This window comes from Pseudomonas stagnisoli (assembly GCF_048595745.1).
GTDB classification, from domain to species: Bacteria; Pseudomonadota; Gammaproteobacteria; order Pseudomonadales; family Pseudomonadaceae; genus Aquipseudomonas; species Aquipseudomonas alcaligenes_A.
Genome location: NZ_CP184361.1, coordinates 3,335,118 through 3,351,125, shown reverse-complemented (window position 1 = coordinate 3,351,125; position 16,008 = coordinate 3,335,118). Strand labels below are relative to the sequence as shown.

Annotated in this window: 6 protein-coding genes; 2 read left to right on the top strand and 4 right to left on the bottom strand. The window is 64.6% G+C overall.

Annotation, left to right across the window (positions count from 1 at the left end; genetic code table 11):
- Position 1 precedes the first annotated feature (1 nt).
- Both ACOAPY_RS16165 and putA read left to right on the top strand, forming a co-directional pair.
- Positions 2–3,073, top strand: a complete 3,072-nt coding sequence (locus ACOAPY_RS16165; protein ID WP_465153992.1) for an efflux RND transporter permease subunit — start codon at positions 2–4, stop codon at positions 3,071–3,073.
- A gap of 242 nt (positions 3,074–3,315) precedes the next feature.
- A complete protein-coding gene (putA, locus tag ACOAPY_RS16160; protein ID WP_465153991.1) occupies positions 3,316–7,251 on the top strand; it encodes a trifunctional transcriptional regulator/proline dehydrogenase/L-glutamate gamma-semialdehyde dehydrogenase in 3,936 nt (1,311 codons plus the stop codon).
- 395 nt (positions 7,252–7,646) lie between these two features.
- Here the strand turns inward: putA and ACOAPY_RS16155 are convergent, their stop codons facing one another.
- The 4 genes from ACOAPY_RS16155 to ACOAPY_RS16140 form a co-directional block, all read right to left on the bottom strand.
- Positions 7,647–8,324, bottom strand: coding sequence for a DUF4197 domain-containing protein (locus ACOAPY_RS16155; protein ID WP_465153990.1), 678 nt, complete (start codon positions 8,322–8,324; stop codon positions 7,647–7,649).
- Between the two features lie 112 nt (positions 8,325–8,436).
- The gene (locus ACOAPY_RS16150) at positions 8,437–13,068 is read right to left on the bottom strand and encodes a PAS domain S-box protein (protein ID WP_465153989.1); all 4,632 of its coding nucleotides are present in this window, start codon (positions 13,066–13,068) and stop codon (positions 8,437–8,439) included.
- A 24-nt stretch (positions 13,069–13,092) separates the two neighbouring features.
- Complete coding sequence (locus ACOAPY_RS16145) at positions 13,093–14,802, bottom strand: two-component system response regulator (RefSeq protein WP_465153988.1); 1,710 nt, start codon at positions 14,800–14,802, stop codon at positions 13,093–13,095.
- A gap of 49 nt (positions 14,803–14,851) precedes the next feature.
- Positions 14,852–15,976, bottom strand: a complete 1,125-nt coding sequence (locus ACOAPY_RS16140; RefSeq protein ID WP_465153986.1) for a response regulator — start codon at positions 15,974–15,976, stop codon at positions 14,852–14,854.
- Positions 15,977–16,008: the final 32 nt, after the last annotated feature.

Below are 16,008 nucleotides of genomic sequence, written 5' to 3'. Positions count from 1 at the left end.
CATGTCCTTCAACCTTTCCGAGTGGGCGCTGCGCAACCGCAGTGTGGTGCGCTACTTCATGATCGTGCTGGCGGTGATCGGCGCGCTGTCCTACACCAAGCTCGGCCAGAGCGAGGACCCGCCCTTTACCTTCAAGGCCATGGTGGTGCGCACCGATTGGCCGGGCGCCACCGCCGAAGAAGTCTCGCGGCAGATCACCGAGCGCATCGAAAAGAAGCTGATGGAGACGGGCGACTACCAGTACATCAACTCTTATTCGCGCCCGGGCGAGTCGGTGGTCACTTTCATGGCTCGCGACAATATCCATTCCAAGGATATTCCCGAGCTCTGGTACCAGATCCGCAAAAAGGTCAATGACATCCGCCACACCCTGCCGCCCGGCATTCGTGGCCCCTTCTTCAACGACGAGTTCGGCACCACCTTCGGCAATATCTACGCACTCACCGGCGAAGGTTTCGACTATGCCGTGATGAAGGATTACGCCGATCGCCTGCAACTGCAGCTGCAGCGGGTCAAGGATGTGGGCAAGGTCGAGCTGATTGGTCTGCAGGATGAGAAGATCTGGATCGAGCTGTCCAACGTCAAGCTGGCCACCCTCGGCTTGCCGCTGGCGGCGGTGCAGCAGGCGCTGGACGAGCAGAATGCGGTGGCGTATTCGGGCTTCTTCGAGACGCCAACCGACCGCGTGCAGATGCGTGTGTCGGGGCGCTTCACCTCGGTGGACGAGATTCGCGATTTCCCGATCCGCGTCGGTGACCGCACCTTCCGTCTGGGGGATGTGGCCGAGGTTTACCGCGGCTTCAATGATCCGCCCGCGCCGCGCATGCGCTTCATGGGCGAGGATGCCATCGGCATCGCCGTATCGATGAAGAGCGGCGGTGACATCCTGGTGCTGGGCGAGGCCCTGGAGCGCGAGTTCGCGCGCCTGCAGGAAACCCTGCCGCTGGGCATGCAGCTGCACAAGGTGTCCGACCAGCCTGCCGCGGTGAAAACCGGCGTGGGCGAGTTCGTCCGCGTGCTGGTGGAAGCGCTGATCATCGTGCTGCTGGTGAGTTTCTTCTCCCTCGGCCTGCGCACCGGCCTGGTGGTGGCGCTGTCCATCCCGCTGGTGCTGGCGATGACCTTCGCCCTGATGCATTACTTCGGCATCGGTCTGCACAAGATTTCCCTGGGCGCACTGGTGCTGGCGCTCGGGTTGCTGGTGGACGACGCGATCATTGCGGTGGAGATGATGGCGATCAAGATGGAGCAGGGCTATGACCGGCTGCGCGCGGCCAGCTACGCCTGGACCAGCACGGCCTTCCCGATGCTCACCGGCACCCTGATCACCGCCGCCGGCTTCCTGCCGATCGCCACCGCGCAGTCCGGCACCGGCGAGTACACCCGCTCGATCTTCCAGGTGGTGGCCATCGCCCTGATCGTGTCCTGGATCGCTGCCGTGGTCTTCGTGCCCTATCTGGGCGACCGCCTGCTGCCGGACCTGGCCAAGCTGCATGCGAAGAAGCATGGCGGCAGCGCGCAGGGCCATGATCCGTATTCGACGACCTTCTACCAGACGGTGCGCGAGGTGGTGGAGTGGTGCGTACGCCGGCGCAAGACGGTGATCCTCATCACCATCGGCCTGTTCGTCGTCTCGCTGCTGCTGTTCCGCTTCGTGCCACAGCAGTTCTTCCCGGCTTCCGGGCGCCTGGAGCTGATGGTCGACATCAAGCTCACCGAGGGCTCGTCGCTCAAGGCCACCGAGGAGCAGGTCAGGCGCCTGGAGGCCAAGCTCAAGGAGCATGAGGGCATCGACAACTACGTGGCCTACGTCGGCACCGGTTCGCCGCGCTTCTACCTGCCGCTGGATCAGCAGCTGCCGGCGACCCGTTTCGCCCAGTTCGTCATCCTGGCCAAGAGCATCGAGGATCGCGAGAAGCTGCGCACCTGGCTGATCGAGGTGATGAATGAAGACTTCCCGTTCGCCCGTACCCGCGTCTCGCGCCTGGAAAACGGCCCGCCCGTGGGCTTCCCGATCCAGCTGCGGGTCAGCGGCGAGCACATCGACGAAGTGCGTGCCATCGCCCGCGAGGTGGCGGCCAAGGTGCGTGAGAACAGTCACGTGGCCAACGTCCACCTGAACTGGGAAGAGCCGAGCAAGGTGGTTTACCTGAATATCGACCAGGAGCGCGCGCGTGCCCTGGGGGTGAGCAGTGCCGACCTGTCGAGCTTCTTGCAAAGTTCGCTGACCGGCTCCAGCGTCAGCCTGTTCCGCGAGGACAACGAGCTGATCGAGATCCTCCTGCGCGGCACCGTGCGTGAGCGCCAGGCGCTGGAGCTGCTGCCGAGCCTGGCGGTGCCGACCAGCAGTGGCAAGAGCGTGGCCCTGTCACAGATCGCCACCCTGGAATACGGTTTCGAGGAGGGCGTGATCTGGCGTCGCGATCGCCTGCCGACCGTGACCATCCTGGGCGACATCTATGGTGGCGAGCAGCCGGCGACGCTGCTCAAGCAGATCATGCCGACCCTGGAGCCGATCCGCGCCGCGTTGCCTGACGGCTACCTGCTGGAAGTGGGTGGGACCGTGGAGGAGTCGGCGCGTGGCCAGAAGTCGGTCAATGCCGGCGTCCCGCTGTTTATCCTGGTGGTGCTGACCCTGCTGATGCTGCAGCTCAAGAGCATGTCGCGTACGGCCATGGTGTTCCTCACGGCGCCGCTGGGGCTGATTGGCGTGACCCTGTTCCTGCTGGTGTTCCAGCAGCCATTCGGCTTCGTCGCCATGCTCGGCACCATTGCCCTGTCCGGCATGATCATGCGCAACTCGGTGATCCTGGTCGATCAGATCGAACAGGACATCGCCGCGGGCCAGGATCGTTGGCATGCCATCATCGAGGCCACGGTGCGGCGCTTCCGCCCCATCGTGCTGACCGCCCTGGCGGCGGTTCTGGCGATGATTCCGTTGTCGCGCAGTGTGTTCTTCGGGCCGATGGCGGTGGCCATCATGGGTGGCCTGATCGTCGCCACGGCGCTGACGCTGCTGTTCCTGCCGGCGCTGTACGCGGCCTGGTTCCGGGTCAAGGAAGTGGAGCGCTAGGCGCTGCGTTGAGAAAAAGCCCGGCCCGTGCCGGGCTTTTTCTTTGGCGGCGCACGCCTATCGGGTTGCGCCGTAAGTCGGCTGTGCGGGTCTAAGGTTGTCTGTAGTTCTGTTCGAGATATTGGTTGCACTTGGTTTGCCTCTCGTCGGAAGCAATGGTTGCACAAGGTTGCACCTTTTCCTGCGAGCGGTTTACTCTTCCGCCACGCGCCGCAGCGCACTCAACCGAAACAGGATAAGCAATGGCCACCACCACCCTTGGCGTGAAACTCGACGACGCCACCCGTGAACGTCTGAAGCAAGCTGCCCAGTCCCTTGATCGCACACCGCACTGGTTGATCAAGCAAGCGATCTTCAACTATCTGGAGCAGGTGGAAGGTGGCCTGACCCCGGCCGAGCATTCCGGCCTGGCAGCTGCGGCCGGCGAAGAGGCGGTGGAGAACCTGGGCGAGCAGGCCCTGCAGGTATTCCTCGACTTCGCCGAAAGCATCCTGCCGCAGTCCGTGCTGCGCGCGGCCATCACCGGTGCCTACCGCCGCCCGGAGACCGAGGCGCTGCCGATGCTGCTGGAGCAGGCGCGCCTGCCGCAGGATCAGGCCGAAGCCACCCAGAAGATGGCCCTCGGCATCGCCGAGAAGCTGCGCAACCAGAAGAGCGCCGGCGGCCGCCAGGGCCTGGTGCAGGGCCTGCTGCAGGAATTCTCGTTGTCGTCGCAGGAAGGCGTGGCGCTGATGTGCCTGGCCGAGGCGCTGCTGCGCATCCCGGACAAGGCCACGCGCGATGCGCTGATTCGCGACAAGATCGCCAACGGCAACTGGAGCCAGCACCTCGGCCAGAGCCCGTCGATGTTCGTCAACGCCGCCAGCTGGGGCCTGCTGATCACCGGCAAACTGGTGTCCACCCACAACGAAGCCGGCATGACTTCGGCGCTCAACCGCATCATCGCCAAGAGCGGCGAGCCGGTGATCCGCAAGGGCGTGGACATGGCCATGCGCCTGATGGGTGAGCAGTTCGTCACCGGCGAGACCATCGGCGAGGCCCTGGCCAATGCCTCCAGCATGGAGAGCAAGGGCTTCCGCTACTCCTATGACATGCTCGGCGAAGCCGCGCTGACCGAGGACGATGCCAAGCGTTACCTGGCCTCCTACGAGCAGGCCATTCACGCCATCGGCAAGGCCTCGCATGGCCGCGGCATCTACGAAGGCCCGGGCATCTCGATCAAGCTGTCCGCGCTGCACCCGCGCTACAGCCGCGCCCAGTACGACCGCGTGATGGACGAGCTGTACCCGATCCTGCTGGGCCTGACCAAGCTGGCCAAGCAATACGACATCGGCCTGAACATCGACGCCGAGGAAGCCGACCGCCTGGAAATCTCCCTCGATCTGCTCGAGCGCCTGTGCTTCGCCCCCGAGCTGGCCGGCTGGAACGGCATCGGCTTCGTCATCCAGGCCTACCAGAAGCGCTGCCCGTACGTGATCGACTACGTCATCGACCTGGCCAAGCGCAGCCGCCATCGCCTGATGATCCGTCTGGTCAAGGGCGCCTACTGGGACAGCGAGATCAAGCGCGCCCAGGTCGAAGGCCTGGAAGGCTACCCGGTGTACACCCGCAAGCCTTACACCGACATCTCCTACATCGCCTGCGCACGCAAGCTGCTGGCCGTGCCGGAAGCCATCTACCCGCAGTTCGCCACCCACAACGCCCACTCGTTGTCGGCCATCTACCAGATCGCCGGGCAGAACTACTACCCGGGCCAGTACGAGTTCCAGTGCCTGCACGGCATGGGCGAGCCGCTGTACGAGCAGGTGGTGGGCAAGGTCGCCGACGGCAAGTTCAACCGGCCGTGCCGCATCTACGCCCCCGTCGGCAGCCACGAAACGCTGCTGGCCTACCTGGTCCGTCGCCTGCTGGAAAACGGCGCCAACACCAGCTTCGTCAACCGCATCGCCGACCACAGCATTTCCCTCAAGGAACTGGTGCTGGACCCGGTCGAGCAGGTCGAGCGCATGGCCGCGCAGGAAGGCACCCTCGGTCTGCCGCACCCGCGCATTCCGCTGCCGCGTGACCTGTACGGCGACGCGCGCCTGAACTCCGAAGGCATCGACCTGGCCAACGAACATCGCCTGGGCTCGCTGAGTTCGGCGTTGCTGTCGTCCACCAACACCGCCTATGTTGCCGCGCCGATCCTCGGCTGCGACACGCCGAACCCGGGGCCGGCCGAACCGGTGCGCAACCCGGCCGATCACCGCGACCTGGTCGGCCATGTGCACGAGGCCAGCGAGGCCGACGTCAAGAGCGCGATCCTCTGCGCCCAGGCCAGCGGGCAGATCTGGCAGTCGACCCAGGCCGCCGAGCGCGCCGCCGTACTGGAGCGCGCCGCCGACCGCATGGAAGCAGAAATCCAGCAACTGATGGGTCTGCTGGTGCGTGAGTCTGGCAAGACCTTTGCCAACGCCATCGCCGAGGTGCGCGAGGCGGTCGACTTCCTGCGCTACTACGCCGCCCAGGCCCGTGCCTTTGGCAACGACAGCCACCGCCCGCTAGGCCCGGTGGTGTGCATCAGCCCGTGGAACTTCCCGCTGGCGATCTTCACCGGTCAGGTGGCTGCCGCGCTGGCTGCCGGCAATACCGTACTGGCCAAGCCGGCCGAGCAGACCCCGCTGATCGCTGCCCAGGCCGTGCGCATCCTCCTCGATGCCGGCGTGCCCGGCGGTGCCGTGCAGCTGCTGCCGGGGCGCGGCGAAACCGTCGGCGCCCGCCTGGTGGGTGACGAGCGCGTGCGCGGCGTGATGTTCACCGGCTCCACCGAGGTGGCCGGCATCCTCGCGCGCAACATCGCCGGGCGCCTGGACGCACAGGGTCGCACCATTCCGCTGATCGCCGAGACCGGCGGCCTCAACGCCATGATCGTCGACTCCTCGGCCCTGGCCGAGCAGGTGGTGGTCGATGTGGTCAGCTCCGCCTTCGACAGTGCCGGCCAGCGTTGCTCGGCCCTGCGCGTGCTGTGCGTGCAGGATGACGTGGCCGACCGCGTGATCGAGATGCTCAAGGGCGCCATGGCCGAGTACCGCATCGGCTCGCCGGAGCGCCTGCACACCGACATCGGCCCGGTGATCGACGCCGAGGCCAAGGCCGGTATCGAAGCGCACATCGCCACCATGCGCGAGAAGGGCCGCAAGGTGTTCCAGGCTGCCCGCGCCGATGCCGACGAGATCAAGCGCGGCACCTTCGTGCTGCCGACCCTGATCGAACTGGACAGCTTCGACGAGATGAAGCGCGAAATCTTCGGTCCCGTGCTGCACCTGGTGCGCTACCCGCGCGCCGAGCTGGGCAACCTGCTGCAGCAGATCAACGACAGCGGCTACGGCCTGACCCTCGGCGTGCATACCCGCATCGACGAGACCATCGCCCAGGTGGTGGATGGCGCCAAGGTCGGCAACCTCTACGTCAACCGCAACATCGTTGGCGCCGTGGTCGGCGTGCAGCCGTTCGGGGGGGAAGGCCTCTCCGGTACCGGTCCGAAGGCCGGTGGCCCGCTGTACCTGTATCGCCTGCTGTCGACCCGCCCGCAGGATGCCGTGGCCCAGCAGCTCAAGGGCGACAACGTACATGCCCTGGGCGCTCCGGCCGAACTGGAGAAGGCGCGTGCCGCCTTCGCCACCTGGGCAACCAAGGAGGAGCCGGCCGTGGCCGCGCTGTTCCAGCAGTACGGCGAACTGTCGCAGAGCTACACCAGCCATGTACTGACCGGCCCGACCGGTGAGCGCAACACCTACACCCTGCTGCCGCGTGAGCGTGTACTGTGCCTGGCCGAGGAGCGTGGCGACCTGCTGGCGCAACTGGCCGCGACCCTGGCCGTTGGCAGCCATGCGTTGCTGCCGGAGCGCCAGCGCGAGCTGCTCGCCGCGCTGCCCAAGGAGGTGCAGAAGCGCATCGCCACCGTGGCCGACTGGACGGCGATCGATGTCGAGTTCGACGCCATCCTCCATCACGGCGACTCCGACCAGCTGCGCGAGGTCAGCCAGCTGGCGGCCCAGCGCAAGGGCGCCATCGTCAGCGTGCACGGCCTGAACAAGGGCGAAACCGACATTCCGCTGGAGCGCCTGCTGATCGAGCATGCGCTGAGCGTGAACACCGCGGCGGCCGGCGGCAACGCCAGCCTGATGACCATCGGTTGAAACCCCGCGATAGCTGACCGAACAGGTCGCGTCAGGGAAAGCGTGCTGAAAGCTTTCCCTGGCATGCTGTCGCGACACCTTCAGTTTCCGGGCGCCGCGAGGCGCCCACTCCCGGTGCCGGCGGATCTCCGCCCGGCGCCACGCCGCGTACACCCACCGTGGGGGCTTACCCGCCCGGTACGAGGCGTTACGACCCCAGGCCGGCTCGTTCCGGCACCCGGCAGGGCCACAAGCCCGGCCACAAAAAAGCCCGGCATCTGCCGGGCTTTTGCTTTCTGTAGCCCGGATGCAATCCGGGGCTGAGTGGCCTGCTTCCCGGATTGCATCCGGGTTACGGCAGACATCGTGAGCAGGCTAGAGGATCAGGCTGCCGCCAGTTCGTGTCGCCGATCTCCTTACAGCGCGCCAAACACCTTCTTCGCCAGGCTGGTGGCTGCGCCGGCCGGGTTCTGGCGGATGCTCGCTTCCTGCTCGGCGATCATCTTGAACAGGCCGTCCAGGGCTTTCTCGGTCACGTAGTTCTCGACGTTGGCGCTCTTCGCATCGACCACGCCGAGGGCGGCCGCCTGGCCGGCAAAGCTGTTGTACTGCTGGGCGACGCCGACCTTGTCGGTGGCCTGCTTGACGATGGGCAGGAACTTGGCGCGGATCTGCTCGCGGCTGCTCTTGTTCAGGTACTGGGTGGCGGAGTCCTCGCCGCCGGCGAGGATGGCCTTGGCATCGGATACGGTCATTTTCTTCACCGCGTCCACCAGGATCGCCTGGGCCTGCGGCACGGCGGCTTCGGCGGCCTTGTTCATGCTCGCTTCCAGCTCCTCGACCTGTTCGCCCATGCCCATCATTTTCATGGTCTGCGCGGCCTTGCCGAGTTTGCCCGGCAGTTCGATGCGCACTTCGTCGTTGTCGCTGAAGCCGCCCGGCTTGCCGAGCTGCTTGACGGCGATCTGCGCGCCCTGGGTCAGTGCATCCTTCAGGCCACCGCTGGCATCGCTTTGGGTCAGGTCGGAGAGGGACAGGGCAAAGGCGCTGGCCGATAGCAGCAGGCCGGTAGTCAGGGTGGTGATAACTCGCATGAGCGTTCCTCGGTGTGGAGCAGTGCAATTGGGGAATAGGCTGTCAGCGTGCAGCGTTCACCGGCCCGACGCAAGCGCGCTGGCGATGCGCGGGCAACGTGCGTGGTTTGTTTCACCTGCCTGAGGTGGCTGTGTCTGCGGGCGCGGATATGCCGAAGGCGGCCAGCAACTGGCTCACGCTGCTGTCGAGCAACTGCTCCAGCTCTGATCCGATCTCGCTGCGGGCCAGACAGGCCAGTTGCGCGGATTCATCCAGCTGCTTCAGTTGCGCTTCCAGTGCGGCGGCATACTGTGAAAGCTGATGGGCACCCATGGTGGCGGAGCTACCCTTGAGCGTGTGCAGCGCCGCCAAGGTATGTGCGATGTCACCGGCCGCCATGTGTTCGCGCAACGCCTGCAATTGTTTGCGCATCTCTGGCTCGAAGCCACGCAGCACGTTGCGCAGCAGGTCGATATTGCCGCCGAAGCGCTTGATGATGGCATCCCTGGGCTCCAGCAGTTGATCGGATGCTGCTCGGAACGGCGAGGCTGAAGGGGTGCCGCGTGTCCAGTGGAGCAGCGTGGAAACCAGTTGCTCGAGATCGATGGGTTTGCCGATGTGATCCTGCATGCCGGCAAGCAGGCATTCGCTGCGGTCGCTCTGTGACACATTGGCGGTCATGGCGATGATCGGCAGCTCGCTTTGCTCGGGGTGGCGGCGAATTTCGCGAGTAGCTTCCAGACCATCGATATCGGGCATCTGAATGTCCATCAGCACGGCGTCGAAGCGACTGCCTTCGGCCAGCACCGAATCGATGCCGGCTTGGCCGCCATCGGCCAACACCACGCTGGCACCTTCACCCGTCAGTAGTTCGTAGGCCACCTGGCGATTGAGGGCGTTGTCCTCGACGACCAGCACCCTCAACCCCTGGAGTCTGGTCGATGGCTGATACTGAGGCGCTTTTGTCGGCGTGCTCAGGTCGTAGAGGGCCTGCTGGATGGTTTCGGCCAGTTGTTGCGGGGTGGCGGGTTTGGTCAGGAAGGCTGCGAAAGGCGGCTCACCCTCTTGCTGGATGTCGGCGAGTACCTCCCGGCCGTAAGCCGTGATCATGATAATCAGGGGTGTGCGGCCGGGGCCGCGTTGCTGCAGGTCGCGCGCGACCGCCATGCCGTCCATGTCCGGCATGCGCCAGTCCATCAGCACGATATCGAACGGGCGTTGCTCCTCTGCCGCCTTGGCTACCAGGCTCGCCACCTGGCTGCCGCTGTCCACGCCCTGAGCATGCCAGCCAAGTGCGGTCACCGTTCTCAGCAGAATCTCGCGTGCCGCTTCGTTGTCATCAACCACCAGCAGGCGCAGGTCGCTGTCGACCGCCAGGCAACTGCTGCGCAGGGAGTCCGGCTCTGCAATGGCCAGCGTGATGTCGAACCAGAAGCGGCTGCCGTGCCCGGGGCTGCTCTGCACCTGCAGTGTGCCGCCCATCAATTCGGCCAGCCGCTTGCAGATCACCAGACCGAGTCCGGTGCCGCCAAAGCGCCGGCTGATCGAGGCCTCGGCCTGGGTAAATCCCTCGAAGATGCGTTGCAGCTGCTCCTGGGCGATGCCGATGCCGGTGTCGCTGACAGCGACCCTCAGGGTGACCTGGTCATCCTGTCGTTCAAGCTGCTTGAGGCTGACGACCACTTGGCCTCGCTCGGTGAATTTCAGGGCATTGCCGGCCAGATTGACCAGAATCTGCTGCAGCCGCAGGCTGTCCCCAATCAGCGCTCCTGGCAGCGCTGCGTCTATATCGAACATCACTTCGACGTCTCGGCTGCCCTGGTTGCCGGCCAGTACGATTGCCAAGTCGCGCATCAGGCGATCAAGTTCGAACGGATGCAGTTCGAGGTGCAGCTTGCCGGCCTCGATCTTGGAATAGTCGAGTATGTCGTTGAGCAGGCCCAGCAGGGATTGGGCGGCACTGCGGGCCTTCTGCACGTAATCGAGCTGGCGTGGACTGAGGTCGGTCGCCTGGACGAGCTGCAGCATGCCCAGCACCGCATTCATCGGCGTGCGAATTTCATGACTCATGTTGGCCAGGAAGGCGCTCTTGGCGGCATTGGCGGCATCGGCGCGATCCCGGGACTCGCGCAGGCGTGTCTCGGCTTCATGCTGAGCGGTGATGTCCAGATTGATGCCGGTAACTCGAATGGCGTTGCCATCGGCGTCGCGCTCGACCTGTGCGCCTGCCTGGATGATGCGGGTACTGCCGTCCGGTCTGACGATGCGGAAAACAGGGTCGTAGATGCCTTCATTGCGAACGGCGGCGTCCAGCTTTGCGGCGGTGGACTCGACGTCTTGCGGGTGCACGCGCGAGTACCAGTGCTCGTAGCTCAGGCCGCTTTGCTGCAGCGCCGGCGGCTGCTGGTAAAGCTCGAACATGCGCTCATTCCATTGCAGGCTGTTGTCGGCCAGGGTCCAGGTCCAGATACCCAGTTCGGCCACCTCCGCGGCCATCAGCAGCTGATCGCGGGCGGCCAGCAGTTCCTGGCGTAGCTGGACTTGCTGACTCAGATCGGTGATGACGCAGACCAGCATGTCCCTTTCGCCGCGCATGCTGCCCAACGAGAGCTGCAGCGGGAACTCCTCGCCGTTGTCTCGCCGCCCGATGAGCTCTTCGGAGAGGTGGGTATGCGGGGCGTGTATCGCCTTGTCGATGAGCAGGGTCAGGCGTTCGCGCGAGCCCGGGGCTATCAGCTCGTGCAGGCTGCCGCAGACATTGTGGCCCAGACCGAAGGCGCGGCGCGCCGCCGGATTGAGCTGCTGGATCAGTCCGTCGCGGTCAAAGGTCAGCACTGGGTTGACTGCCGTATCGAGAATGGCTCGGGTTGTCTCGAGCAGGGCTCCCAGGCGTTTCTCCGCGATCTTGCGTTGCGTGATGTCGAGGGCAATGCCCAGATAGCCGACCACCGAACCCTGTGTGTCGCGCATGGCGGTGACTGCCAGCGAGACTTTCAGGTGCTGGCCGCTCTTGTGAACATAGGTCCACTCGCGGGTTTCCGCGCCGTCTCGCTCGGGCTTGTGGACAAAAACGCGGAACCCCTCCACCGGGTATCCCGCTTCCTCGCTGAGCATCTCGCTGCGCGCCGCCACTTCCTCGGCCAGGTGCAGGATGGCTGGGTTCTGCAGGCCGATCATCTCCTCGGCGGTGTAGCCCAGCATCCGCTCTGCACCACGGTTGAACAGCGTGATCAGGCCGTCCGTATCGGTGGCGATGATCGACACCTCCGACGCGGAGTCCAGCACGTTGTTTAGCAGCAGGTTGGATTTGCGCAGCTGCGCCGTGCGCTCTGCAACCTGCTGTTCCAGGCTGGCGTTCAGTTCGAGGATGCGCGCTTCTGCTGCCTTCTGCCGTGTGTTGTCGCGAATGGTGGTGGAGGCTCCGACGACCCGGCCGTTCTCGTCGAGAATCGGGGAAACAGCCGCCGATACCTCGATCAGTTCGCCATCCTGGCGTTGCCGTTGCGTTTCCAGGTGGGTGATGCGTTCGCCGGCTGCAATGCGCCGCAGGATGTCCAGTTCCTCATCGTTGAGGTGGCTGGGGACCAGCAGCTCCAGGATGTTTCTGCCAATGGCCTGCTCGGCGGAGTAGCCAAAGATCCGTTCGGCCCCCCGGTTCCAGCTGCTGATCACACCTTCGGGCGTCTTGCCGATGATGGCATCGCTCGAGCTTTCCACGATCGCGGCCAGCTTGGCCTGGCTGACATTGATCAGCTGGCGGCGCTGCCGGTTGATGGTGATCGCGCCGGCCAGGGTCGCCAGCATCAGGCTGACCAGTATGCCCACCAGCAGAACCGTGGTGGGGGAACGCTGCTGGAGCGGCAGCAGGAACTGCGGGTGGGCGGCAAGTTCGATGAGCCAGCGGCGCCCGAAAATGTCGCGCTCCACCGCGTGACGCATGATCGGCCGGTTGTTGCCGGAGGCCATGTCGTTCTCGAAGAACAGCACGGGGCGGTCCTGCCGGGTGATGTCGCTCAGGCGCAGCACCGTGTCCTGGCTGTGCAGCGCCAGGCCGTGCAGTACGTCCTTGGTCAACAGGGGCGCATAACTCCAGCCAATGCCATGGCGCATGCGCGCTTCTTCGCTGTCTGGAGTCGTCACCGTCTCGTAGATCGGTAGCAGAACCAGGAACGATTGCAGCGGGCTACCCGTGGCCTGGACCAGGGTGATGGGGCCGGTGATTCTCACTTCACCGCTGCGCAGTGCAGCCAGGGCGGCATCGCGACGGTTGTCTTCGGAAGCAATGTCCAGGCCGACGGCGGGCAGATTGTGTGTTTGCGGTTCGATGTACTGAATCACGAAACGCTCGCCATCGTGGGCGGCCAGATGGCGGATGGCAAAGTCGGGTGCGCCGTCGGCTCGGGCCTGGTTGAGAAACGACGCTTCGGCTGATCGCGGCACGCGGCGGATAAAGCCGAAGCCTCTGGCACCTGGGAACTCGCGCGCAATGTCACGTGTTTGGCTGTACCGGTGGAAGAGCGCCCGACTCAGGCCTTGCGGGCCGCTGGTGACAACGACCCCGCGCGCGCCCCTGAGGCCGTACTGATAGAGCTGCATGCGTTTATGCACGGCATCGGCTGCCAGCTCGGTTGCCCGTTGCAGCGCCTCTTGCGCCTGCCGCTGATTGGCATGCTGCAGCCACAGTGCTCCTGCCGCTGAAACCGCGATACCGGCGCACAGCGTCAGCAGGATGGCGGGGCTGCGCAACAGCGACGTGTTGATCATCGATTTGGATGTCCTGTCGCGGCTTCAGAAACCATGACTCTGCTGCCGTTCGGCGTGGTCCAGCAGGCTCCGAACCAGGTCGTCAAAGGGTACCGGGCGGGCATACAGGTAGCCTTGCATCACCGAGCAGCCCAGCTCCTGCAGGCGCTGGGCCTGTTCGATCGCCTCGACCCCCTCGGCAACCAGGTCGAGATGCAACGCCTGGGCAAGCCGAATGATGGCCTCGACGATGGCCGTATCCCGGGGGCTGACCAGCATGTCGCGCACGAAGCTCTGATCGATCTTCAGCACGTCGATGGGCAGCTGCTTCAGATAGAGAAGGCTGGAGTAGCCGGTGCCGAAGTCGTCAATGGCGATGTTGATACCCAGCGCCTTGAGGTCCTTGAGCAGTTGACGGGTGAGCACGATGTCTTCGGCCAGCACCCCCTCGGTGATTTCCAGCTCCAGCAGATGAGGCGGCAGCCCCGTCTGTTCCAGAATACCGGTGACCATGGCCAGAAAGGCTTCTTCGCGAAACTGTACGGTCGAGATGTTGACGCTGACCGGTAGCTCAAGCCCCTCCGCGCGCAGGCGCTGAGCATCGTTACAGGCCTTGACCAGCACCTGTTTGCCGATTTGCACGATGAGGCCGGTTTCTTCTGCCAGTGGAATAAAGTCGTTGGGAGAAATCAGTGTGCCGTCAGCCTTTCGCCAGCGGATCAGTGCCTCGATGCCGCAGGGGCGGTTGTGTTGTGTATCCCTTTTGAGTTGGTAGAAAACCTCGAAGACTCCCTGTTCCACGGCTCGGCGCATGTGGCCTTCGAGCAGGTGGCGGGCGCGGCTGCTGCTCTCGATCGCCTGGGAGAAGAAGCGATAGCGATTACGGCCCTGTTTCTTGGCCAGGTACATGGCCGAGTCCGCATGACGATAGAGGGACTCCAGATCGTCGCTGTCGTCGGGGAAAATGCTGATGCCCATACTTGCGGACAGGTCGTAGCGGTTGTTGTCGATCCGCATGGGCGTGGCCAGGGTTTGCAGTACCCGTTCGGCGAAATCGCTGACCGATTCCAGGCGGGTTACCTCGGGCAGCAGGATGACGAATTCATCCCCTCCGGGGCGGCCGATGGTGTCGATACTGCGCACGCACCGGCTGAGTCGGGCGGCAATCTCCTTGAGTACCGCGTCGCCCTGGGCATGGCCCATCGTGTCGTTGATGCCCTTGAAGTTGTCCAGATCGAGCAGCAACAGCGCGACCTTGCCCATGTTTCTGTGCGCCTTCTGCATGGCCTGGGTAGCCCTGTCCATCAGCAGGCTGCGGTTGGGCAGGCCCGTGAGGGCGTCGAAGTAGGCCAGCCGCTTGGCTTCGTTACGCAGGTTCAGGTGCGCTTTGACATGGGCCCTGACCACCGGAATGCTGAGAGGCTTCTGGATGAAGTCGACGCCGCCCAGTTCAAGTGCACGGATTTCATTGTCGGCCTGCGTGTGGCTGGTCACGAACATGACGGCGGCGTCACACAGCTTGGGATCGGCTTTCAGCTGGCGGCACAGTTCAAAGCCATTTGTACCGGGTAGCTGAATGTCCAGCAGGATCAGGTCTGGGCGGCGAAACCGTGCAATGTCGAGTGCCATCGATCCATCGCGAGCCACCAGCGCATCGCCCAGATCGGCCACGGCTTCCTTGAGGATCAGCGCATCACTGGGCTGGTCGTCGACAATCAGGATTGTCGGGAGCGAGCTGAACACTGACGAGGGCATATGTCTGCTCCGGAATTCCGTTTCTCCCGGTGAGCTTAGACCACCTGTATCAGCTAATCCCGGCGAGATGCTTGAGGCGATCGACGGTCGCGTCGGGCTCATCCTGGCAAATGGCCGCCGCCAGGCGCATCAGTACCTGCTCCCGGTGCACCTGTACCTGCGGTAGCGCATAGACCGCTCCGATCAGCTCCCGCAGTGACATCGGCAGACCCCAGTGAGTCTTCAGCGCGATGGCGAACGAGCGCGCGTGCTCGCTCAGGGCACTCAGCAACTGGTTGTCGTCCACATCCTGATCGCGTGCCACCCATTGCTGGGCCTGCAGCAATACGCACAGTTCGCCGATGCGGTGCAGCAAGGCGGCGATCTGCAGGGGCGCGGGCTCGATATCGCATTGTCTGGCCAGCGTCACTACCTGTTCGGCCAGGCGCTCCGCGGCTTTCAGATGGTCCTCGAGCATCACCTCGATCAGCAGATTGCTGCTGACCGAGGCTTGCCGCAGCGCCATCGCGACGGCCAGGTTGAGGCTGGTCTTGCCGCCCAGTCGGTGCAGCGCTTCGCCCAGGCTATTGCAGGGGCTGCCGGAGCCGCCATAGGCCGCGCTGTTGGCGGCTGAAATCAGATAGGCGCACAGGGCGGCATCGTGCTGCCAGCTGGCGATGAGCTCGCGAAAGTCGATTGGGACGCCCTGGCTGACCCGCTTCAGCTTCTCCTTCACCCCGTTCAGCAGGGGCAGGTCCAGCTCGGCGGGCGATAGGCGGGCCAGATGCGTCAGGAAGTCGGGCGCCTCCTGGGAGGAGGGTCTGCTGGCAGTGCTCTTGGGGAGCAACTGGTCGATGCAGTCCTGCACCTTGGGAATGTCGAAGGGTTTGGTGATGTAGGCGTTGATGTGCAGCGGCCTGGCCGCCATGACACTGTCGCGGTCGGAACGCCCCGTGACCAGTATCAGCGGCAGGCTGGCGCTGGTCCTGCGGATATGGCGCAGCAGATCAATGCCGCTGCCATCCGGCAGATTCCAGTCCGCCAGGATCAGGTCGTAGGTGTGCTGGTTGTAGGCTGCGATGGCGCCTTGCAGTTGCCCATGGCACTCGATCTCGGCTGCTGGGCGAACGCTCTGCACCAGTTGCTTGAGCAGATCGGCCAGCCAGGGATCGTCGTCCACGATCATCACGCGCATCGACACCTCCTCATCGCCAGCCCTGTGCGGGC